At 68.3% G+C, this 22,067-nt stretch carries 21 protein-coding genes; 18 read left to right on the top strand and 3 right to left on the bottom strand.

Translation table 11 applies throughout. The annotated features are described in order from the left end of the window. Positions 1-23: 23 nt before the first annotated feature. Genes mreC through rodA form a run of 4 tightly spaced genes read left to right on the top strand, consistent with a single transcriptional unit; the run spans position 24 to position 4,739 of the window. Entirely contained in the window at positions 24-1,016 is a 993-nt protein-coding gene (gene mreC / locus J2X21_RS12490; RefSeq protein ID WP_310328877.1) for a rod shape-determining protein MreC, read from the top strand. Next, the gene (mreD, locus tag J2X21_RS12485; RefSeq protein WP_310328876.1) at positions 1,013-1,534 is read left to right on the top strand and encodes a rod shape-determining protein MreD; all 522 of its coding nucleotides are present in this window, start codon (positions 1,013-1,015) and stop codon (positions 1,532-1,534) included. Before mreC ends, mreD begins: the two co-directional genes overlap by 4 nt. Before the next feature lie 20 nt (positions 1,535-1,554). Continuing rightward, positions 1,555-3,588 carry a penicillin-binding protein 2 gene (gene mrdA, locus J2X21_RS12480; protein ID WP_310328874.1) on the top strand — a complete coding sequence of 678 codons (2,034 nt, stop codon included), beginning with the start codon at positions 1,555-1,557 and terminating at the stop codon, positions 3,586-3,588. Continuing rightward, positions 3,585-4,739 (top strand): rod shape-determining protein RodA, encoded by a 1,155-nt coding sequence (gene rodA, locus J2X21_RS12475; protein WP_310328872.1) that lies wholly within the window; start codon positions 3,585-3,587, stop codon positions 4,737-4,739. The genes mrdA and rodA overlap by 4 nt, the downstream gene beginning before the upstream one ends. Positions 4,740-4,742: 3 nt before the next feature. On the opposite strand, the gene J2X21_RS12470 is transcribed toward rodA, so the two are convergent. Next, positions 4,743-6,239, bottom strand: coding sequence for a sensor histidine kinase (locus J2X21_RS12470; protein WP_310328871.1), 1,497 nt, complete (start codon positions 6,237-6,239; stop codon positions 4,743-4,745). Between the two features lie 3 nt (positions 6,240-6,242). Then, positions 6,243-6,914, bottom strand: a complete 672-nt coding sequence (locus tag J2X21_RS12465; RefSeq protein ID WP_310328869.1) for a response regulator — start codon at positions 6,912-6,914, stop codon at positions 6,243-6,245. A gap of 174 nt (positions 6,915-7,088) precedes the next feature. Here J2X21_RS12465 and recA point away from each other — a divergent pair, with 174 nt between their 5' ends. The 13 genes from recA to J2X21_RS12400 all read left to right on the top strand — a co-directional run bounded on the left by recA (position 7,089) and on the right by J2X21_RS12400 (position 19,891). Next, positions 7,089-8,132 carry a recombinase RecA gene (recA, locus tag J2X21_RS12460; RefSeq protein WP_310328867.1) on the top strand — a complete coding sequence of 348 codons (1,044 nt, stop codon included), beginning with the start codon at positions 7,089-7,091 and terminating at the stop codon, positions 8,130-8,132. Between the two features lie 26 nt (positions 8,133-8,158). Further along, the gene (locus J2X21_RS12455; RefSeq protein WP_310328866.1) at positions 8,159-8,698 is read left to right on the top strand and encodes a regulatory protein RecX; all 540 of its coding nucleotides are present in this window, start codon (positions 8,159-8,161) and stop codon (positions 8,696-8,698) included. A 173-nt stretch (positions 8,699-8,871) separates the two neighbouring features. Then, positions 8,872-9,450 (top strand): DUF2889 domain-containing protein, encoded by a 579-nt coding sequence (locus J2X21_RS12450; RefSeq protein ID WP_310328865.1) that lies wholly within the window; start codon positions 8,872-8,874, stop codon positions 9,448-9,450. Between the two features lie 25 nt (positions 9,451-9,475). Further along, on the top strand, positions 9,476-10,636 hold the full coding sequence (sucC, locus tag J2X21_RS12445; RefSeq protein WP_310328864.1) for an ADP-forming succinate--CoA ligase subunit beta: 1,161 nt from the start codon (positions 9,476-9,478) through the stop codon (positions 10,634-10,636). An 18-nt stretch (positions 10,637-10,654) separates the two neighbouring features. Further along, entirely contained in the window at positions 10,655-11,548 is an 894-nt protein-coding gene (sucD, locus tag J2X21_RS12440) for a succinate--CoA ligase subunit alpha (protein WP_310328862.1), read from the top strand. Between the two features lie 62 nt (positions 11,549-11,610). Next, positions 11,611-12,297, top strand: a complete 687-nt coding sequence (locus tag J2X21_RS12435) for a TerC family protein (protein WP_310328861.1) — start codon at positions 11,611-11,613, stop codon at positions 12,295-12,297. Positions 12,298-12,306: 9 nt separating this feature from the next. Further along, complete coding sequence (locus J2X21_RS12430; protein ID WP_310328859.1) at positions 12,307-13,422, top strand: serine/threonine-protein kinase; 1,116 nt, start codon at positions 12,307-12,309, stop codon at positions 13,420-13,422. Continuing rightward, positions 13,419-14,219 (top strand): Stp1/IreP family PP2C-type Ser/Thr phosphatase, encoded by an 801-nt coding sequence (locus tag J2X21_RS12425; protein ID WP_310328857.1) that lies wholly within the window; start codon positions 13,419-13,421, stop codon positions 14,217-14,219. The genes J2X21_RS12430 and J2X21_RS12425 overlap by 4 nt, the downstream gene beginning before the upstream one ends. A gap of 50 nt (positions 14,220-14,269) precedes the next feature. Further along, positions 14,270-14,926, top strand: a complete 657-nt coding sequence (locus J2X21_RS12420) for an FHA domain-containing protein (protein WP_310328855.1) — start codon at positions 14,270-14,272, stop codon at positions 14,924-14,926. A gap of 233 nt (positions 14,927-15,159) precedes the next feature. Further along, entirely contained in the window at positions 15,160-15,945 is a 786-nt protein-coding gene (locus tag J2X21_RS12415) for an MBL fold metallo-hydrolase (RefSeq protein WP_310328853.1), read from the top strand. A gap of 245 nt (positions 15,946-16,190) precedes the next feature. Further along, positions 16,191-16,649 carry a pilin gene (locus tag J2X21_RS12410; protein WP_405048808.1) on the top strand — a complete coding sequence of 153 codons (459 nt, stop codon included), beginning with the start codon at positions 16,191-16,193 and terminating at the stop codon, positions 16,647-16,649. A 107-nt stretch (positions 16,650-16,756) separates the two neighbouring features. Further along, positions 16,757-18,157 (top strand): O-antigen ligase family protein, encoded by a 1,401-nt coding sequence (locus J2X21_RS12405; protein ID WP_310328850.1) that lies wholly within the window; start codon positions 16,757-16,759, stop codon positions 18,155-18,157. Positions 18,158-18,193: 36 nt separating this feature from the next. Next, the gene (locus J2X21_RS12400; RefSeq protein WP_310328848.1) at positions 18,194-19,891 is read left to right on the top strand and encodes a PglL family O-oligosaccharyltransferase; all 1,698 of its coding nucleotides are present in this window, start codon (positions 18,194-18,196) and stop codon (positions 19,889-19,891) included. Here the strand turns inward: J2X21_RS12400 and moaC are convergent. Next, a complete protein-coding gene (moaC, locus tag J2X21_RS12395; RefSeq protein WP_310328847.1) occupies positions 19,883-20,371 on the bottom strand; it encodes a cyclic pyranopterin monophosphate synthase MoaC in 489 nt (162 codons plus the stop codon). The two genes, J2X21_RS12400 and moaC, sit on opposite strands and share 9 nt — an antisense overlap. 89 nt (positions 20,372-20,460) lie before the next feature. Between moaC and J2X21_RS12390 the strand changes: the two genes are divergently transcribed. Then, a complete protein-coding gene (locus tag J2X21_RS12390) occupies positions 20,461-22,065 on the top strand; it encodes a M48 family metalloprotease (RefSeq protein ID WP_310328846.1) in 1,605 nt (534 codons plus the stop codon). Positions 22,066-22,067: the final 2 nt, after the last annotated feature.

The following is a 22,067-nucleotide window of genomic DNA, read 5'->3' as shown; positions in this document are numbered from 1 at the left end:
CCCAGCTGAGCGCCCGGCGCGCAATGCCCCTCGGCACCTTAGATCGCAATCCCCCGCCGCTGTTCCGCCAGGGTCTGTCGGCGCTGACCAAGCTCGCGCTGTGCTCGGCGCTGGCGCTGCTGCTGATGGTGGCCGACGGCCGCTTCAAGCTGATGCAGCCGGCCCGCGCCGCGCTGGCGCTGGTGCTGCAGCCGGTGCAGCGCCTGCTGCTGACGCCCGTGGATGCCTGGGAGACGGGCGGTGACTACCTGCGTGGCACCCAGCGCGCGATGGCCGCCGAGGACCTGGCCCGCCGTCAGCTGGCGCAGCAGGCCGAGCGGCTGTCGCGCGTCGCGGCCCTGCAGGCCGAGAACGACAGCCTGCGTAAGCTGCTGACGCTGCAGCCGGCGCTGACCGTGCCGTCGCTGGCCGCCGAGGTGTTGTTCGAGGCGTCGGACCCGTTCTCGCGTCGCGTCGTCATCGACCGTGGCGCGACGCAGGGCGTGGCGGCGGGCTCGCCGGTCATCAACGAGGCCGGCGTGCTGGGCCAGGTGACGCGTGTCTACCCGCTGTCCGCCGAGGTCACGCTGCTGACCGACAAGGACGCGGCCATCCCACTGCTGAACGCCCGCACGCAGATGCGCAACGCCGCGTCCGGCCGCGCGGACGGCGCGGGCATGGAGCTGCGCTTCCTGGCCGCCAACGCGGACATCAAGGTCGGCGATTCGATGATCACGTCGGGCCTGGACGGCATCTACCCGCCGGGCCTGCCAGTGGCGCGCGTGTCCGCCGTCGAGCGGCGCGGCGACTCCAGCTTCGCGCAGGTGCAGCTGGCCCCCATCGCCCAGCCCGACAGCGCACGCCACGTGCTGGTGCTGCTGCCGCTGGACCGCCACCTCGCGGCCAAGAAGGAGGCCGAGGTCGCCTCGGCGGCCGAAGCCGCCTCCGCCGCCGAGGCCAAGGCCCACGCGCGCGCGGTCAAGAAGGCCGAGCGTGCCGAGAAGGCCGCAGCGAAAGCCTCGGGAGCCGCACCATGATCATGCCGCGCGCAGCCGAGAAGCTGCTGCTCCCCGCCAACCCCTGGTTCATTGCGCTGTCGCTGCTGGTCGCGCTGATGCTGGACATGATCCCGATGGGGCGCCTTGCAGCCATGCCGGACGTGCTGGCCGTCGTGCTGGCGTTCTGGGGCGTGCACCAGCCGCGCCGCGTGGGTGTGCTGTGGGCGTTCGCGTTCGGGCTGCTCATCGACGTGCATGACGGCGCCGTGCTGGGCCAGCATGCGCTGGCCTACAGCGTGTTGAGCTTCGGCGCGATCACGCTGCACCGCCGTCTGGCCTGGTTCAGCCTGCTGGGGCAGGCGCTGCAGATCCTGCCGCTGTTCGTCGTCGCGCATGTGCTGACGCTGATCGTGCGCATGGCCGTGGGTGGCATGTGGCCCGGCTGGCCGGTGCTGCTGGCGCCGTTCTTCGAGGCCGCGCTGTGGCCCATCGCCAGCGCGCTGCTGCTGGCGCCGCAGCGACGCGCGCCGGACCGCGACGCGCATCGCCCGCTTTGATCCCCGGCTAGGTCGTCGAAGTGGTCGTCCTCAAGAACCTCCACCAGGAGCTGGCCCGCTTCCGGCTGCGCGTGCTGGCCGCGGTCGCCTTCGTGCTGTTCTGCTTCGGGCTGCTGGTGGCGCGGCTGGTGTGGCTGCAGATCGTGCAGCACGACGACCTGGCCGAGCGCGCCGAATCCAACCGCATCGCCGTCGTGCCCATCGTGCCCAACCGGGGCCTCATCAAGGACCGCAACGGTGTCGTGCTGGCCAGCAACTACTCGGCCTACACGCTGGAGATCAACCCCGAGAAGGTCGTGGACCTGGACGCCACCATCGAGGCGCTGGGGCAGATCGTCGACATCCAGCCGCGCGACAAGCGCCGCTTCAAGCGCCTGCTCGACGAGGCCAAGCACACCGATTCGCTGCCCATCCGCACCAAGCTCACCGACGAGGAGGTGGCCCGCTTCACCGCGCAGCGCTTCCGCTTCCCCGGCGTGGAGATCAAGGCGCGGCTGTTCCGCTCCTACCCGCTGGGCGAGATCGGCTCCCACCTGATCGGCTACATCGGCCGCATCAACCAGGCCGAGAAGAAGGCCATGGACGACTGGGAGGAGGAGGACCTCGCCAATTACCGGGGCACCGAGTACATCGGCAAGCTGGGGCTGGAGCAGGCCTACGAGCGCGAACTGCACGGCACGACCGGCTTCGAGCAGGTCGAGACCAGCGCCGGCGGCCGCGCCGTGCGCCGGCTCGACCACCGCCCGCCCACGCCCGGCAACACGCTGAACCTGTCCATCGACATCAAGCTGCAGGCGCTGGTGGAGCAGCTGTTCGGCGAGCGTCGCGGCGCGCTGGTGGCCATCGATCCGCGCAACGGCGAGGTGCTGGCCTTCGTGTCCAAGCCCACCTTCGACCCCAACCTGTTCGTCGACGGCATCGACGCGGACAGTTGGCGCGAGCTGAACGAGGACATCGACAAGCCGCTGCTGAACCGCGCGCTGCGCGGCACCTACCCGCCCGGCTCCACGTTCAAGCCGTTGATGGCCATGGCCGCGCTGACCAGCGGCAAGCGCGGGCCGCACGTCGTCATCCAGGACAACCTGATCTACAGCTTCGGCGGCCGCAACTTCGGCAGCCCCGAGGCCGACCGGCCCGGCCCCAAGGACATGCGCGCGGCCATCGTGTCGTCCTCCAACGTCTATTTCTACGACCTCGCCAACCAAATGGGCGTGGATCTGATCCACGACGAGCTGTCTCCCTTCGGCTTGGGCCGCAAGACCGACATCGACCTGCTGGGCGAGGTCACCGGCGTGCTGCCCTCGCAGGAATGGAAGCGCAATTACTTCCGCAGGAGCCCGGCGAACCAGAAGTGGTTCCCCGGCGAGACCATCTCACTGGGCATCGGCCAGGGCTACAACAGCTTCACGATGCTGCAGATGGCCAGCGCCTACGCCACCGTCGCGTCCGGCGGCCAGCGGTTCAAGCCGCGCCTGGTGCGCGAGGTGGAGGACGTGACCCGCCACGAGCAGCGCCGCATCGCCAGCGACGCGCTGACGCCGCTGCCGCTGAAGCAGGCCGATGTGGACGTCATCCGCAACGCGATGAACGGCGTGACGCTGGAGGGCACGTCGCGCCAGGTCTTCATGGGTGCCGCCTACCAGAGCGGCGGCAAGACCGGCACGGCCCAGGCCGTGGGCCTGCGGGCCGGCGAGCGCTACAGTGCGATCAAGGCCGACGAGCGCAAGCGCGACCATTCGCTGTACGTGGCCTTCGCACCGGTGGCCCAGCCCACCGTGGCGCTGGCGGTCATCGTCGAGAACGCCGGTTGGGGCTCCGGTGCCGCCGCGCCCATCGCGCGCCGCGTGTTCGACTACCTGCTTGCCGGCACCTACCCCAGCGAGGAAGACATCGCCAAGACAAAGCTGGGGCAGACCTTCGCGCCCATCGGCGCGCCGCGTCGCGCGGCCGAAGTGCCCCTGGTGGGCCCGGCCGCGTCGGCGCCGGCGGCTGCGGCATCGGCGGCGTCGGCGCCCGCATCAGCATCTGCCCCCAGTTCCGGAGCCTCGCGATGACCGTCATCGAGCGCCCGCCGCTGCTGAGCCGGCTCAAGCCCTGGCTCAGCGGCTTCGACATCCCGCTGTTGCTGGCCATCTTCTGGCTGTGCGCCTGGGGCCTGCTGTGCATGTACTCGGCCGGCTACGACCATGGCACCCGCTTCGTGGACCACGCCCGCAACATGGCGCTGGGCCTGGGGCTGATGTTCATCGTCGCGCAGGTGCCGCCGCAGCGGCTGGCCGCGCTGGCGGTGCCGCTGTACACGCTGGGCATCGCGCTGCTGATCGCGACGGCGCTGTTCGGCATCTCCAAGAAGGGCGCGACACGCTGGCTCAACGTCGGCATCACGCAGATCCAGCCGTCGGAGCTGCTGAAGATCGCGACGCCGCTGATGCTGGCCTGGTGGTTCCAGCGCCGCGAGAGCGTGCTGCGCTGGCCCGACTTCATCGCCGCCTTCGCGCTGCTGCTGCTGCCCTTCCTGATGGTGGCCAAACAGCCCGACCTGGGCACCGGCATCCTGGTGCTGGCCGCGGGCCTGTACGTGATCTTCTTCGCCGGCCTGCCGTGGAAGCTCATCCTGCCCGCCGTCGTGCTGGCCGGCGCTGGCATCCTGGCGCTGGTGGTCAGTGAGGACAAGATTTGCCAGCCCGACGTGACCTGGCCGGTGCTGAAGGAGTACCAGCGCCACCGCGTCTGCACGCTGCTGGACCCGAGCAAGGATCCGCTGGGCAAGGGCTTCCACATCATCCAGGGCGAGATCGCCATCGGTTCCGGTGGCATGACCGGCAAGGGCTTCATGAAGGGCACGCAGACGCACCTGGAGTTCATCCCCGAACGCACCACAGACTTCATCTTCGCGGCCTTCGGCGAGGAGTTCGGCTTCATGGGCGCGCTGGCGCTGCTGGCCGGCTTCACGGCGCTGATCCTGCGCGGGCTGATCATCGCCTCGGACGCGCCCACGCTGTTCGGCCGGCTGCTGGCCGGCGCGGTAACGCTGTCCTTCTTCACCTATGTCTTCGTCAACATGGGCATGGTCAGCGGCATCCTGCCCGTGGTGGGCGTGCCGCTGCCCTTCATCAGCTATGGCGGCACGGCGATGGTGACGCTGGGGCTGTCGCTGGGTATGCTGATGTCCATCGCGAGAGCGCGCAAGCTGGTCAAGACCTGAGACTCAGGCTGCCGGGCCCGCGGGAAAGCGGATGGTGAACCGCGCCCCCGGCCCTTGCCCATCCGGCGATTCCCCGCCCGCCGCGCGGCGCACGCGGGTGTCGTCCAGCGTCAGCTCGGCCTCGTGCTGCTGCACGATCTCCTTGACGATGGCCAGGCCCAGGCCCGACCCCTCCACGCCGCTGCCCAGCGCGCGGTAGAAGGGCTGGAACACCTTCTCGCGCTCGCCCGGCGCGATGCCCGGCCCGGTGTCTTCCACCTGCAGCACGACCACCTGGCCGAACGGGTCCTCCACGACGCGCACCGTCACCAGACCGCCCGCCGGCGTGTACAGCAGCGCGTTGTCGACCAGGTTGCGGATCAGTTCGCCGATCAGCACAGGCTGGGCGTGCACGCGCAGCCGGCTGTCGTCCGGCAGCACGCCGTCGTAGCCCAGGTCGATTCGGCGCTCCAGCGCGCGCGGCACGAAGTCGCGCACGGTGTCGATCGCGACCTCGGCGAGGTTGACCGGCTCGCGCCGCATGGCCTGCTCGGCGTCCTCGGCGCGCGCCATGGCCAGCAGCTGGTTGACCATGTGGGCCGCGCGCTCGCTGGCGCGGGCGATCTGGGCCAGCGAACGCTTCAACTCCTCGGGGTTGGAGCGGCCCGCATCGATCTCGCGCTGCACCAGCTCGGCCTGTGTGCGCAGTCCCGCCAGCGGCGTCTTCAGCTGATGCGCCGCATCGGCCAGGAAGTGCTTCTGCCGGCTCATGGACGAGTCCAGCCGCGCCAGCAGGTCGTTGATGGCCTGCACCAGCGGCGCCACCTCGTCGGGCACGCGCTGCTCATCGATGGGTGACAGGTCTGAACTCTCGCGCGAGCGGATGCGCCGCTGCAGCTCGTTCAGCGGCGAGATGCCGCGCGCCAGCGCCAGCCACACCAGCAGCACGGCCAGCGGCAGGATGACGAACTGCGGCAGGATGACGCCCTTGATGATCTCGTTGGTCAGCCGCGAGCGCTTGCCCAGCGTCTCGGCCACCTGAACCAGCAGGGTCTTGCCGGGCGCGGCCTGACCCTCGGGCTGCACCCACAGGTAGGCCACGCGCACGGCGTCCGTGCCCACTTCGTCGTCGCGAAAGCGGAGTTCGCCCGGTGGCACCGGGGCTTCCTCGGTGGGCACCGGCAGCGTCGCGTCGCCGCTGAGCAGCTCGCCGCGCAGTCCCAGCACCTGATAGAAAACCGTGTCCGACGCGTCCGCGCGCAGCAGCGCCGCGGCTTCGGGCGCCAGCGCGTTGCGGTCACGACCTCGCGACGGTGCCTCCGCCGCGGCCACCTGCTGGCCCAGGCTGCGGGCGACCTCGCCCAGTTCACGGTCATAGGGGCGGTTGGCGATGCCCTGCGCCACCAGCCAGGTCAACGCGACACTGATCGGCCAGATCAGCAGCAGCGGCGCGAGCATCCAGTCCAGGATCTCGCCGAACAGCGAGCCCTGCTGCGGGCTGGCGCCGTCTTTTCCGGCCATGGATTACGAGGCGATCTTCTCGAGGCAGTAGCCCAACCCGCGCACCGTCGCGATGCGGATGGGGCCCTGCTCTATCTTCTTGCGCAGCCGGTGGATGTAGACCTCGATCGCGTTGTTCGAGACCTCCTCGCCCCATTCGCACAAGCGCTCGACGAGCTGGTCCTTGCTGACGAGACGACCCGCGCGCTGCAGCAGCACCTCCAGCAGCGACAGCTCGCGCGCCGACAGCTCCAGCATCTGGTCGTTGATGTAGGCCACGCGGCCGGTGGCGTCGAACGTCAGCGGCCCGTGCTTGATGACGCTGCTGGCCGTGCCCAGGCCGCGGCGGGTCAGTGCTCGCACACGAGCCTCCAGCTCTTGCAGCGAGAACGGCTTGGCCATGTAGTCGTCGGCGCCCAGGTCCAGCCCCTTGACGCGCTGCTCCACGCTGTCAGCCGCCGTCAGGATCAGCACCGGCATCGTGGAGCCGCGTGCGCGCAGCTTGCGCAGCACCTCCAGCCCGTGCAGCCGCGGCAGGCCCAGGTCGAGGATGACCAGGTCGAACTCGTGCGTTGCCAGCGCCGTGTCGGCCTCGGTGCCGCTGGACACGCGGTCCACCGCATAGCCCGAGGCGCGCAGGGCCCGCAACAGGCCGTCGGCCAGCACTTGGTCGTCTTCCGCGATGAGGATGCGCATGCTCTTGTCTCCAGCGCCGATGTTAGGCGCTGCGTCGGTGGCTCATCTCATGAGCCACTTCAGGCCTAGGATGCTCATCAAGCCTGAGGTCATCGCTGCCCGGGATCGGGGATTCAAACTACTGTACAAACATACAGATTGCCCCATAATTGCCGCATTCACCTGGAGATTCGAATGGACGCCCCCGTCAAAGCCCTGAACACCGAAAAAGCCAAGGCCCTGCAGGCCGCTCTCTCGCAGATCGAGAAGCAGTTCGGCAAGGGCTCCATCATGCGGCTGGGCGAGGGCGAGGTGCTGGAAGACATTCAGTCGGTCTCCACCGGCTCGCTGGGGCTGGACATCGCCCTGGGCATCGGCGGCCTGCCGCGCGGCCGCGTCATCGAGATCTACGGCCCTGAATCCTCCGGCAAGACCACGCTGACGCTGCAGGTCATCGCCGAGATGCAGAAGATCCAGGGCACCTGCGCCTTCATCGACGCCGAGCACGCGCTGGATATCCAGTACGCGCAGAAGCTGGGCGTCAACCTGACCGACCTGCTGATCAGCCAGCCCGATACCGGCGAACAAGCCCTGGAGATCGTCGACGCACTGGTGCGCTCTGGCTCCGTGGACCTGATCGTCATCGACTCGGTCGCCGCGCTGACGCCCAAGGCCGAAATCGAAGGCGAGATGGGCGACCAGCTCCCCGGCCTGCAGGCCCGCCTGATGAGCCAGGCGCTGCGCAAGCTGACCGCCACGATCAAGAAGACCAACTGCACGGTCATCTTCATCAACCAGATCCGCATGAAGATCGGCGTCATGTTCGGCTCGCCCGAAACCACCACCGGCGGCAACGCGCTGAAGTTCTATGCCTCCGTGCGCCTGGACATCCGCCGCATCGGCTCGATCAAGAAGGGCGAGGAAGTCATCGGCTCCGAGACCAAGGTCAAGGTCGTCAAGAACAAGGTCTCGCCTCCGTTCAAGACCGCCGAGTTCGACATCCTCTACGGCGAGGGCATCAGCCGCGAGGGTGAGATCGTCGACATGGGCGTCGTGCACAAGATCGTCGACAAGTCCGGCGCCTGGTACGCCTACAGCGGCGAGAAGATCGGCCAGGGCAAGGACAACGCCCGCGAGTTCCTGCGCGAGAACCCCGACATTGCCCGCGAGATCGAGAACAAGATCCGCGAAGCGGTTGGCGTCGCCCCGCTGGGCGCCGTCGAGGCCGACGAGGCCTGAGCCGGCGCTCCCGGCCAGCTGGCCGCATGGCGATCCGCGCACCGCTGTCGCTGAAGGCGCGCGCTATCGGGTTGCTCGCCCAGCGCGAGCACAGCCGCGCCGAGCTGCGGCGCAAGCTGCTGCGCATCGAGCAGCAGCAACGACAGAAGCAGCGAGCACAGCAGTTGGCGGCGCTGGCGGATGCCGACGCCGGTGACGTTGCCGAACTGACCGACGACGTGGATGCAGTTGCCGAGCCGGAGTCCAGCGTCGACGCGTTGCTGGATGCGTTGGCGGCCGACGGGTACCTCGATGAAACCCGCTTCGTCGAGTCCCGGCTGCACCTGCGCGCCGGGCGTTTCGGCGCCCAGCGCATCCAACAGGAGCTGGCCCAGCACGGCCTGAAGCTGGATGCGGAGCAGCAGGCCGCGCTGCGGGCCTCGGAGCTGGAGCGTGCCCGCGAGGTCTGGCACAAGCGCTTTGGCAGCGAGCCCTCCCGCGAGCCGACCGAACAGGCGCGCCAGACGCGTTTCCTGCTGGCCCGAGGGTTTGCCCCCGATTTGGTGCGCCGCTTGCTGCGGGCCTAAGGGGTGCTTGACCGAGCGCGCAGGGGTTGTTTTTACCCTCCGTGCTACATTGCCGCCTGCCGCCAGAACGGCGGTTCATCCGGTTACGGGCCCACGGCTCGTCGGCAAAGCAGCCAAACCACCGGTCAAACCGCCCTCCCGGCCTGGCCCGGGTTGTTCCGCCTGCGCTCTCCATGCCCGTCGTCCAATCGTCCATCCAGCGTCGTCCGCTGCACCGCCGCGCCCTCGATGTGCAGGTGTTCGCGCGCGATGACGGCTTGTTCGATGTCGAAGCAAGCCTGATCGACACCAAGACGCATGACGTGCCGTTGGCCGGCCAGACCCGCAATGCGGGCGATCCCATCCACGAGATGCACCTGCAGCTGACGGTGGACGCGCAGCTGACCATCACCGCTGCCACGTCGGACACGCGCTGGATGCCTTATTCGGGCGCCTGCGACGAGCACGGCGACGCCTATTCGCAGCTGGTGGGCCTGAATCTTCTGAAGGGCTTCCGCCAAGCCGTCACCGAGCGCCTCGGCGGCACCCGTGGCTGCACCCACCTGACCGAGTTGTGCAACATCCTGCCGACGGCGGTGATCCAGGCCATGGCCGGCTCCGTCATTGACACGCGCGAGGGCGACCTCGCCGCCGGCACGCCCCCGTTCCAGCTCGACCGTTGCCACGCGCTGCGCCGCGATGGCGCGACGGTCGCCACGTTCTATCCTCGCTGGCATCTGGTGACCCCAGAGCCGGCTTCGACCGCTTCCTGACTTCCCCGACCCGAAAGACCCAGCCATGAAAATCCACGAATACCAGGGCAAAGAAATCCTGCGCCAGTTCGGCGTGCCCGTGCCGCGCGGCATCCCGGCCTTCACCGTGCAGGAAGCCGTTGAAGCCGCACAGAAGCTGGGTGGCCCGGTCTGGGTCGTGAAGGCCCAGATCCACGCTGGCGGTCGCGGCAAGGGCGGTGGCGTCAAGGTCGCCAAGACCATTGACGATGTGAAGGAAAAGGCCGAAGGCATCCTGGGCATGCAGCTGGTGACGCACCAGACCGGCCCGGAAGGCCAGAAGGTCCGCCGCCTGTACATCGAAGACGGCGCCGACATCAAGAATGAGCTGTACGTCTCGCTGGTCACCGACCGCGGCACGCAGAAGGTCGCCTTCATCGCATCGAGCGAAGGTGGCATGGACATCGAAGAGGTGGCCCACAGCACGCCCGAGAAGATCATCACCGAGATGATCGACCCGCTGACCGGCCTGACCGAAGCCCAATCGCGCAAGATCGCCGGCGCCATCGGCCTGACCGGCGGCTCCGTCGACCAGGCCGTCGACATCTTCGCCAAGCTCTACAAGTGCTACATGGACACGGACGCGTCGCTGGTTGAAATCAACCCGCTGAACTGCGACTCGAAGGGCAACCTGATGGCCCTGGACGCGAAGTTCAACTTCGACGCCAACGCGCTGTTCCGTCACCCCGAGATCGTCGCCTACCGCGACCTCGACGAAGAAGACGCGGCCGAAGTCGAAGCCTCGAAGTTCGACCTGGCCTACATCTCGCTGGACGGCAACATCGGCTGCTTGGTGAACGGCGCCGGCCTGGCGATGGCCACGATGGACACCATCAAGCTGTTCGGCGGCGAGCCGGCCAACTTCCTGGACGTCGGCGGCGGTGCCACGGCCGAGAAGGTCACCGAGGCCTTCAAGATCATGCTGAAGAACCCGGAAGTGAAGGGCATCCTGGTCAACATCTTCGGCGGCATCATGAAGTGCGACACCATCGCCGAAGGCGTCATCACCGCCTGCAAGGCCGTGAACCTTTCCGTGCCGCTGGTCGTGCGCATGAAGGGAACCAACGAAGAACTGGGCAAGAAGATGCTGGCCGAATCCGGCCTGCCCATCATCGCCGCCGACACGATGGCCGAAGCGGCCACCAAGATCGTCGCCGCCGTCAAGTAAGCCCAGGAGTTCCACACCATGTCGATCTACATCAACAAAGACACCAAGGTCATCACCCAGGGCATCACCGGCAAGACCGGCCAGTTCCACACGCTGGGCTGCCAGGCCTATGCCAACGGCAAGAACGCCTTCGTTGCGGGCGTGAACCCCAAGAAGGCCGGCGAGAAGTTCTCCGAAATTCCCATCTACGCGACGGTCAAGGAAGCCGCTGGCCAGACCGGCGCGACCGTGTCCGTCATCTACGTGCCGCCCGCCGGCGCTGCTGCCGCCATCTGGGAAGCCGTTGAGGCCGACCTGGACCTGGCGATCTGCATCACGGAAGGCATCCCCGTCCGTGACATGCTGGAAGTGCGCAACAAGATGAAGGCCAAGGAAGCCGCCGGCGGCAAGCGCACGCTGCTGCTGGGCCCCAACTGCCCGGGCCTCATCACGCCGGAAGAAATCAAGATCGGCATCATGCCCGGCCACATCCACCGCAAGGGTCGTGTCGGCGTGGTCTCGCGCTCTGGCACGCTGACCTATGAAGCCGTGGCGCAGCTGACCGAACTGGGCATTGGCCAGTCGTCGGCTGTCGGCATCGGTGGCGACCCGATCAACGGCCTGAAGCACATCGACGTCATGAAGGCCTTCAATGACGACCCGGACACCGACGCCGTCATCATGATCGGCGAGATCGGCGGCCCCGACGAGGCGGAAGCCGCGCGCTGGTGCAAGGCCAACATGAAGAAGCCCATCGTCGGCTTCATCGCCGGTGTCACCGCGCCTCCGGGCAAGCGCATGGGCCACGCCGGCGCGCTGATCTCGGGCGGCGCCGACACGGCCGATGCCAAGCTCGCCATCATGGAAGAGTGCGGCTTCACGGTCACGCGCAACCCGTCCGAGATGGGCAAGCTGCTCAAGGGCCTGCTGTAATCCGGGCCTAGTCCCGAATCAAAGGCCGTCGGGTTCCCGACGGCCTTTTTTCATTTCCGGCCATGGAGCACCTCGACGCTGCCTTCTTCTTCGCGCTGCTGAAGATCGTCTGGGCCGACATCCTGCTGTCCGGCGACAACGCGGTGGTCATCGCGCTCGCGACCCGCAAGCTGCCGCCCCGGCGTCAGCGCCAGGCCATCGTCGGCGGCGCCGCTGCGGCCATCCTGATGCGAGTGACGCTGGCGCTGTTCGCCGTCAGGTTGCTGGAGTTGCCCTGGCTCAAGCTGGTGGGGGCCGCGCTGCTCGTGTGGATAGGCACGAAGCTGATGAACCAGGCGGACGAGGAGGCGGAGGTGGGCGAGGCCGATGGGCTGTGGGCCGCCGTGCGCACCATCCTGCTGGCCGACCTGGCGATGAGCCTGGACAACGTCGTCGCCATCGCCGCGGCCGCCAGCGCGGCGGCGGCGCCGATGAGACCCATCCTGCTGCTCATCGGGCTGGGCCTGTCCATCCCGCTCATCATCTTCGGCAGCACGCTGCTGCTGAGGCTGATGCAGCGCTTCCCGGCCATCATCACGCTGGGCGCGGCGCTGCTGGGCTTTGTGGCCGGCGAGATGGCCGTCACCGATGCTGCGCTGAGAGGCTGGTTCGACACCAACCTCCACGACCTGGCCTTCACGGTCGGCATCGCCGGCGCCATCCTGGTGGTTGCGCTGGGCCTGATCCGGTCGCGGCGCGGCTCCGCCTAAGATCGCCGCATGGCTAGCGGCAAACCCGGCTTCTGGAAACGCCTCGTCGGCCGCGGTGCGGACGCCCCTCCCAGCGAGCTGTCCACGCTGCCCGCCGTGCAGCAGACCCACGCCCCCGGCGCCTCGTCGGTGCAGGACAAGCAGGCCGCCGCGGCGCCCGACCTGCGCGACTTCGAGATCGGCGCCGAGATCGGCCGTGGCGCGATGGCCATCGTCTACAAGGCCACTCAGCGCTCCACCGGCCGCCAGGTCGCCATCAAGCGGCTGGCGCTGAGCCGCGAGTTCTCCTCCGAAGACCTGGCCGATGTGCGCGACCGCTTCATGCGCGAGGCCCGTGCCGCGCGCGCGCTGGAGCACCCGGACATCCTGCAGGTCGTCGATGCCGGCCAGGACGGCGGCGACGCCTGGATCGCACTCGAGTACGTGCTGGGCCGCGACCTCAGCCTGTTCACCAAGGGCGGCCAACTGCTGCCCGCGCGCGAGGTGGTGCAGCTGGGCGCTCGGCTGGCACGCGCGCTGCACTACGCGCACAGCCAGGGCGTCATCCACCGCGACATCAAGCCGGCCAACGTGATGGTGGACCGCGTCAACGGCAGCCTGAAGCTGATGGACTTCGGCATCGCCCGCGTCGGCGATGGCAGCCGCACCCGCACGGGCCTGGTGCTCGGCACGCCGTCCTTCATGTCGCCCGAGCAACTGGCAGGCTTGACGGTCGATGGGCGTAGCGACCTCTACTCGCTGGGCGTGCTGCTTTACCAGCTGCTGACGGGCGTGCTGCCGCACCAGAGCGACTCGATGGCGCGGCTGATGCAGCAGATCGCCACCGAGCCGGCGCCTGACGTGAGGATTCACCGCCCCAGCCTGCCCGAGCCGCTGGCGCTGGTGCTGGCGGTGGCGCTGGAGAAGCGCCCCGAGCTGCGCTATCCGTCGGGAGAGCAGATGGCGCGCGACCTCGAGGCCGTGCTGGTCATGGGCCTGCAGGCCGATCCGCCCGTGCCGGAAGCCTCGCCCCCCCAGGATCCGGCCTTCGCGCAAACACTGCGCTTGACGCCCGAGGAAGCAGGGCAGAATCGCCGCTCCGCCGCCCCCGCCGGCGAGTCCCACGAGCCCCCACAAGCCTCATGACCCTGGAGTTCTTCAGCGCCACCGACGTGGGCCGTGCGCGCGACAACAACGAGGATTCGGTCGCGCTCGACGAGGCGGCCGGCCTGGCCGTGCTGGCCGACGGCATGGGCGGCTACAACGCAGGCGAGGTTGCCAGCCAGATGCTGACCAGCTTCGTCAGCACCGAGCTGGGCCGCTGGCTCAAGGATGCCGGCCGCGAGGCCCGCGCCGGCGAGGTCCGCCGCGCGATGGACATCTGCGTGGACAACGCCAACCGCGCCATCTTCAACGCCGCCAACACCAACCCGCGCTATGCCGGCATGGGCACGACGCTGGTGCTGGGCGTGTTCCGCCCCGAAGGCCTGCTGCTGGGCCATGTCGGCGACTCGCGCGGCTACCGCATGCGGGCCGGGCGGCTGATGCAGATCACGCGCGACCATTCGCTGCTGCAGGAGCAGATCGACGCCGGCCTGCTGACCGTCGAAGAGGCCGCCTTTTCCAGCAACAAGAACCTGGTCACGCGTGCCGTGGGCGTCGAGGACACGGTGCTGATGGAGATGCACCTGCACGAGGTCCAGCCCGGCGACACCTACCTGTTCTGCTCGGACGGGCTGTCCGACATGCTGGACGACGACAGCATCGCCGGCCTGCTCAACAGCCATACGGCTTTGCCCGAAGCTGCCCAATCCCTGATCAACGCGGCCAATGACAGCGGCGGCCGCGATAACATCGCGCTCATCCTGGCCCGCGCAGAGGGCCGTCAACGTACCGAAGGGCGGGGCTGGTGGCCCTTCGGCCGACGTGGCGGCGGCAACTGACTCCACGCCTGAAGAGTCATGGCGCGCACAACAGAACATTGAGGTCATTCATGGGCAAACTGGTGGTTTCGCTCGACGGCGTCGTGATCAAAGAGGTACAGATCACCAAAGACAAGACCACGCTGGGTCGGCGGCCGTACAACGACATCGTCATCGACAACCTTGCGGTGTCGGGCGAGCATGCCGTGCTGCAGATGGTCGGCAACGACGTCTTCATTGAAGACCTCAACTCCACCAACGGCACCTACATCAACGGCAAGGCCATCAAGAAACAGTTGCTGGCCGACAACGACACCGTTGAGATCGGCAAGTACAAGATCAAGTTCCTGCTGAACGACGGCGGTGACTACGAGAAGACCATGATCCTCAAGCCGGGCGCCTTCCCGCCGGCGACCGGGACCAGCCCTAGCTCCTCGTTCGGCTCGCTGGGCAATGCAGCGCCTATCGGCCCGGCCTCCATCAAGGTGCTGACCGGCGCCGCCGCCGGCCGCGAGGTCGCGCTGAGCAAGGTCGTCACGACGCTGGGCAAGCCTGGCGTGCAGGTGGCTTCCATCACCAAGCGGCCCACGGGCTATGTGTTCGCCCATGTCGAGGGTAGCCAGCGCCCCAGCGTCAACGGCATCCCTTTGACCGGCGAATCGATTGCACTGCGCAGCGGCGACCTCATCGAGCTGGCCGGCACGCAGATGCAGTTCGTGCAGACTTAGACCACCCCCTACGGCCTTCGGCCGCCCCCTCAAGGGGGCACTCCCAGCCGCCCGGCAAAGCCGGATCGGCGGGAGTCGCTGGAGGGAGCAGCCGGCTTCGCGGCTGCGTGTGATTTCCTACCGGCGGGTGCGCTCCCAAGTCGGTATTCCGACCGGCCAGTCCCCCCTTCGGGTGCTTACATTCTTGGCTCTGCCTCGCCCGATGCGAGGTTCCGATTCCAGCCAAGCACCCGATGAAAATCCGCGTCCTGGGTTGTTCCGGCGCCATTGCGGCCGGCTACAAGACCACCGCCTTCCTGCTCGACGACGATGTGCTCATCGACGCCGGCACGGGCGTGGGCGACCTGCCGCTGGATGTGCTGGCGGCCATCGACCACATCCTGCTCAGCCACTCGCACCTGGATCACGTGCTGGGCATCCCACTGCTGGCCGATGCCGTGCTGCGCCTGCGCGCCGCCGCCGGCAAGCCGCCCATCCAGGTCCACGCATTGCCTGAGACGCTGGAGGCGCTGCGCCGCCACATCTTCAACGGCGCGATCTGGCCCGACTTCACGAGGCTGCCCAGCCGGGACGCCCCGGTGCTGAGCCTGCATCCCTTCCAGATCGGCGACCGCCTGGACTTGGGCGGCCGTGCCATCGAGGTGCTGTCGGCCGCGCACACCGTGCCGGCGGTCGGCTTCGCCGTCGATGCCGGTGCGGCCAGCGACCACGCCCACTGGGTCTACACCGGAGACACCGGTCCCAACCCGGCGCTGTGGCAGCGCCTGTCCCAGTTGCGCCTGTCCCACCTGGTCATCGAAACCGCCTTCAGCGACGACGAGTGCGAACTGGCCCATATCAGCCAGCACCTGTGCCCGGCCGACCTGGGCCAGGAGCTGAAGCAACTGGCCGGCAGCGTTGACGTGCGCATCACGCACATCAAGCCGGGCGAGGTCGAGGCCGTCATGCAGGGCGTGCAGGCGCTGGACAGCGCGCATCGCATCACAGCGCTTCAGGCCGGGCAGGAGATGGATCTCTGAGGACTGATAGCTTTCATTGAGAACGGCGCCCTTGGGCGCCGTTTTTGTTGGCTGACGTTTCTTGTTCCGGACTGCTTGAGTGACACAACACGTCGGCCTGAAGTGACGGTTTTTGTCAGAACCGGCTCGGGCGGCCAGTAAATCGTGCGGTTTCGCACGTCAGAGGTGGGTGCCAGACCTGGCACGCCCCCTGCATTCAAGGGGTCTGCCCACCCACCCACTCTTGCTGGAGTACAGACATGCAAATGAAGCAAATCGCCCAAAAGGGCTTCACCCTGATCGAACTGATGATCGTCGTGGCGATCATCGGCATCCTGGCCGCCGTGGCCATTCCCCAATACAAGGACTACACCGCCAAGGCCAAGGTCGGCAACGCGCTGTCGTCCGTCGACTCCTTCAAGAACGCCGTGGCCCTGTGCGGCCAGGAAGAAGGCGCGCTGACCAACTGCAACCAGACCGGCATCCTGTCCGCTGCCACCTTCACCAAGACCAATGAAGTGACCAGTGCCACCATCACCGGCGCCGGCGTGATCACGCTGACCTTCGAGGCCGCCAGCAAGGTTGGCAACGACCTGGGTGGCAAGACCATCGTCTTCACGCCCACGCTGGGCAACTCGGCCGTGACCTGGAAGATCGTGGCGGACTCCACCATCACGAACGCCACGCTGAAGACCGCCATCGAGAAGAACAGCACCGGCACCTGATCCTCGGATTGGTACGCGAAAAGGGGCTTCGGCCCCTTTTTCTTTGGCCTCATCATGCGTGGGCGACCAGGCCGCCTTCACGAAGGCGAGGCCGAGTCAAGCCCCTCATGTCCTTGCCCTCTCATCGCCATCAACGCGCCGAGCCCCTGGTTCTGGCATCGGTGCCCCTTCTGCTGGCCACGGTGCCGCTTTTGCGTTCCGGTGCCTGGGCACCCATTGACGTCCAGCGCCTGCTGCAGGTGCTGGGCCTGTTGATCGCCGGGTTCTGCTGGGCCCTGTCCATCCGCAGATCCGGCCTGGCGATGCCTCGCGTCGCCAGGCACGCATTGGTGCTTTGGCTGCTACTGGCCCTGGCCTCGGCGGCCAGCGCCGCGCAGACCCCGGCCGCTCTGCAGGAGATTGCCCTACTGGTGGGCTGCCTGATTTTCATGGACCTGATGCGCCGCTGCGACGTGCGCCGGAGTGCGCTGTGGGTCTCGCGCAGCGTTGCACTCGGCGCAGGCATGTATGCCTCGGTGGTGTTGCTGGTTTTCGCTGCGGCCACCGCAAGCGGGGACTCGCTCTACATCAGCTCCTTCGTGTTTGGATTCGACAACTACCGTTTCCTGAGTCACTCGCAGACCGTGATTCTTCCGCTTCTGGCTGTAGCGGCTGCATCCGACCCCCAGCAGCGCTGGCGCCGCTCCGCGTTCGTCGTGCTGGTGCTGCAGATCGCACTTCTGGTGCTGACGCGGGGGCGGGCGACGATGCTGGGCGTCGCCATGGCCGCGCTAGCTGCGGTCTGGCTTTTTCGCAAGCCGGACGCCGCCAGGCTCGCACGCACCTTGGCGTGGGCTGCGCTGGGTGGCACGCTGGTCTACTGGGTGGTCCTGCAAGGTCTGCCGGCCTTGCTGGGTTTGCCCTGGCTTGAAAGAGCCGATCCGGCGGCCAGTCTGGGCAGCGGGCAGGAGCGCCTGCTGCTGTGGGCTCATGCACTCCAATCTGCATGGCGATCGCCCTGGCTGGGCATTGGGCCCATGCACTACGCCGCCTTGCACCTGGACCCGGGAGCGCACCCCCACAACATCTACCTACAGTGGCTGGCCGAGTACGGTGTGATGGCCGGGGCGCTGATGGTGGTCGCGTTGCTGCGTGTGATCTATGTCGGCGCACAGCGCCTGCGTGCCGAACGCCAGCCTACGGTGTTCGCCCTGGGTGTCTGGATCGCCTGCACGGGCGCCGTCCTCGACGGGCTGCTCTCGGGCAACTTCGTCATGCCGCTGTCGCAGTGCTGGATTGCCTTCGCCTTCGGCCTGCTGCTGCACTTGACGCAGTCACCCACTGTAGGCTTGGCCAACGGCGGTCAATCGGCGGTTGTGACGGCCGTCGGACTGATGTTCGTTCTGGGGCTCTCGGCCAAGGTCGCCGCGGATCTCGGCAAAGACCCTCCCTATGCCGGCGAAGCGCTCCAGTACACCGCGCCTGACAAGTCTCTCGACCCTCGTTTCTGGCTGCACGGTCGCATTTAAAGGTATGGGGCATCAGCCGTGCCATCATGCGCGCCCATGTTCGCGCAGACCCCTACGTCGCCCTTCGTCCTGATGCTGGCGGCTGCCGCCGCCCTGCCGCCGCTGCTGGCCTACAACCAGACCCCGGCCGCCACGCTCTACAACCAGCTGCTGGCCCTGGCCGGCTGGGGCGTTGCGCTGATGTTGTGGGCGCGCAGCGCGCCGTCCTGGCGTGACGGGCTGAAGAGCCCCGCCGCACTGGCGCTGGCGCTGCTGCTGGTCGCGCCCATGACCTCGGTGGTCTGGCGTGCACTGCCGTTGTCGCTGGGCCTGGGGGCCACGGCCATCATCGGTGCCGGCCTGGCCGTGCTGTTGCTGGCGCAAGGCCTGTCCGCGCCAGCGCGCCGGCAGGCGGCCGAGGCGCTGTGCTGGGGCCTGCTGGCGACCGGCCTGCTCAGCGTGTCCGTGAGCCTCATCCAGGTGTTCGTGCCGGCAGGCGCCGATGGCGTGCTCATCGCCCGTTCGGGCATCGTGGGCCGCGCGGTCGGCAACCTGCGGCAGCCCAACCACCTGGCCAGCCTGATGATGTGGGCCGCCGTGGCCGCCGTCTTCATCACCGAGCGGCGCGGCATGCGCCGCGCGTTGCCGCCGCTGCTGTTCGCTTTCGTCTTCACGGTGGTGCTGAGCGCGTCGCGCACCGGCTTCGTCGGCATCGCGATGCTGGCCATCTGGGGCCTGGTGGACCGCAGCCTGTCGCGCAGCGCGCGGCTGAGCCTGCTGGCCACGCCCGTGATGCTGGCGTTCAGCTGGTGGCTGATGGCGCAATGGGCGGACAGCGGCCATGCCTTCGGCGCCGCGTCCCGGCTGTCGGAGGGCGCCGGTTCGCCGTCGCGCCTGGCCATCCTGCGCGATGCCTGGGCGCTGACGCTGGCCCATCCGCTGCTGGGCGTGGGTTGGGGCGAGTTCAACTTCGCGTGGAGCTTGACGCCGTTCCCGAACCGGCCCGTGGCCTTCTTCGACCACACGCACAACCTGCCCTCGCAATTGGCCGTTGAGTTGGGCCTGCCCTGGGCGGGCCTCGTGCTGGCGCTGCTGTGCTGGGCGCTGTGGCAGGCCTCGCGCGGGGCGTGGCGGGCCAGCGGCGACGACGCCGCACTGCGCCGCGCGGCGCTGATGATCGTGCTGACCATCGGCTTGCACAGCCTGCTGGAGTACCCGCTGTGGTACGCCTACTTCCTGCTGCCGGCCTGCTTTGCGCTGGGACTGGCGCTGCCGACGCAGGGCAGCACGGGCGACAGGGTCTCGGCCGGCCCTTGGGCCTGGATCGGCGGCCTGCTGGTCGTGGGCAGTGCTTTTGCGCTGTGGGACTACAGCCGCATCGTCGCGATCTACAAGCCCAGCGAGGATGCCGTGCCGCTGACTGAGCGCATCGCCACCGGCCAGCGCTCGCTGTTCTTCAGCCACCAGGCCGACTACGCCGCGGCCACCAGTCTCGTGAACGGCCCGCTCGCGCTCGCGGCGACGCGGCGCACGGCCTTCAGTCTTGTGGACGCGCGGCTGCTGATGCACTGGTCCCAGTCGCTGCAGGCCACCGGTGACATTGAGGGCGCGCGCTACGTGGCGGATCGTCTGCGCGAGTTCCGCAACCCGACGGGAGACAGCTGGTTCAAGGCGTGCGAGAACCCGGTGGAGGCGCGGGCCATGCCGCAGTGCCACCCGGCCTCCACGGTCATCGACTGGCGCACGCTACGCTGATTCGAGCGCCCGCCACTCGCCGCTCTTGCCGCCCTGCTTCTCCAGCACGCGCACGCGGTCGATGACCATGCCGCGGTCGGCGGCCTTGCACATGTCGTAGATGGTCAGCAGGCCCACCTGAACGGCGCACAGCGCCTCCATCTCGACGCCGGTGCGGCCCAGCGTCTCGACCTGCGCGCGGCACAGCACGCGGCTGCCGGCCTCGTCCAGCTCGAACTCGACCTTCACGCGCGTGATGGGCAGCGGGTGGCACAACGGCACGAGGTCGCTGCAGCGCTTGGCGCCCTGGATGGCGGCGATGCGCGCCACGCCCAGCACGTCGCCTTTCTTGGCCGTGCCGCTGGCGATCAGCGCGAAGGTCTCGGGCTGCATGCGGATCTCGCCCGCAGCGACCGCCACGCGATGCGTCTCGGCCTTGGCGGACACGTCCACCATGTGGGCTTCGCCCTGGGCGTCGAAGTGGGTCAAGGGGCTGGTCATTTCAGGCGCTTCATCTTCACGAAACATACAGGTTTCGAGTTGAAGGCATCATAGACAGCCGGCTGCTGCCGACCGGAGCCCCTTGTTCGATGAAGAAGTTTGCCGTCTCCCGCCCCCTGCTGAGCTTGCTCGCGGCCGCCACGCTGGCCTTGCCCGGCGCGCCGCTGAACGCGCAGGTGAACCTGCCGGCGCTGGGCGACTCGGTTTCGCAGGACCTGGACGTCAATGCCGAGCGGCAATTGGGTGATCGCTACATGCGCATGATCCGCATCGATCCTGCCTATGTGCAGGACCCGCTGCTGCGCGAGTACGTCGACAGCATCTGGAATCCGCTGGTGGCGGCGGCGCGCAAGCTCGGCCACATCAGCGACGACACGCAGAGCCGCTTCGCGTGGGAGAACTTCCTCGTCGAGGACAAGAGCGTCAACGCGTTCGCGCTGCCCGGCGGCTTTGTCGGCACGCACCTGGGCCTGATCGCGATGACGGTGTCGCGCGACGAACTGGCCTCGGTCATCGGCCACGAGATCTCGCACGTCACGCAGCGCCACATCGCTCGCCGCATCGCGGGCGACTCCAAGAACAGCATGCTCGCCATCGCGGGCCTGCTGCTCGGCGTGCTGGCCGCATCGCGTGGCAATGTGGACCTCGCCAACGCGGGCATCGTGGGCGGCCAGGCGGCGGCTCAGCAGATGTCGCTGAACTTTTCACGCGACATGGAGCGGGAGGCCGACCGCGTGGGTTTCAACGTGCTGGTGGAGGCGGGCTTTGCCGGCAGCGGCATGGTCAGCATGTTCGAGCGCATGGAGCAGGCCTACCACCTGATGGACTCCGGCGCCTACCCGTACCTGCGCAGCCATCCGCTGACCAGTGAGCGCATCGGCGACGCCCGCACCCGTCTCGCGCTGGAGCCCTTCGCGCGTCCGCGGGGCCTGGCCGAGCATGCGCTGATGGCCGCGCGCGCCCGCGTGCTGATGGATCAGCGCGTGGATGCGTGGCAGGTGCTGGAGAACTACGACGCCGGCGCGCGCAACATCAAGGAAAGCGGCGGCTACGAGCAGCTGGGCGCGCGCTACGCGGCCGCGCTGTCGTCCATCAAGCTGCGCAACTTCGACCGTGCCGACGCGACGCTGCGCAGCGCCGAGCTGACGCTGCAGCTGCTCAACCCCAGCCCCAGCGAGACTGTCGCGGCCAGCCGGCTGCTGACCTATCTGCGCGCCGAGCTGGCGCAGGCGCGCGAACGTCCCGCCGACGGTGTCGCCGCGCTGGCCAAGCTGGGCGGCGAACGCTCCCGGCCGCTGCTGTTGCAGCGCGTGGGTCTGGCCCTGGCCTCGGGCCCGGCCACCAGCGCCGGCCCGGCGCTGCGTGAAGCGGCTGACGCGCTGCAGACGCATGTCAGCCTGAGCCCCAACGATGCGTATGCCTGGGCGCAGCTCGCGCTGGTCTGGGAAAAGCTGGGCCACCCGCTGCGCGCCATCCGCGCGCGCGCCGAGACGCATGCGGCCGCGGGTGACCTCAACGGCGCCATCGACCGCCTGCGCTCCGGCCTGCGCCAGTCGCGCGGCCCCGATGCCGACCAGGTGGAGGCCTCGGTCATCGACGCGCGGCTGCGCACGCTGGTCTACGAGCGCCAGTCCATCCTGGGCGAGATGTACCGCGGCCGCTACATCCCTCCCGACGTGGAACTTCCGAACTAGGC

The sequence above is a fragment of the Roseateles asaccharophilus genome (genome assembly GCF_031458115.1).
Classification (GTDB): Bacteria; Pseudomonadota; Gammaproteobacteria; order Burkholderiales; family Burkholderiaceae_C; genus Pelomonas; species Pelomonas asaccharophilus_A.
The sequence above is the reverse complement of the archived record's forward strand: the minus strand, read 5'-3'. Positions and strand labels throughout refer to the sequence as shown.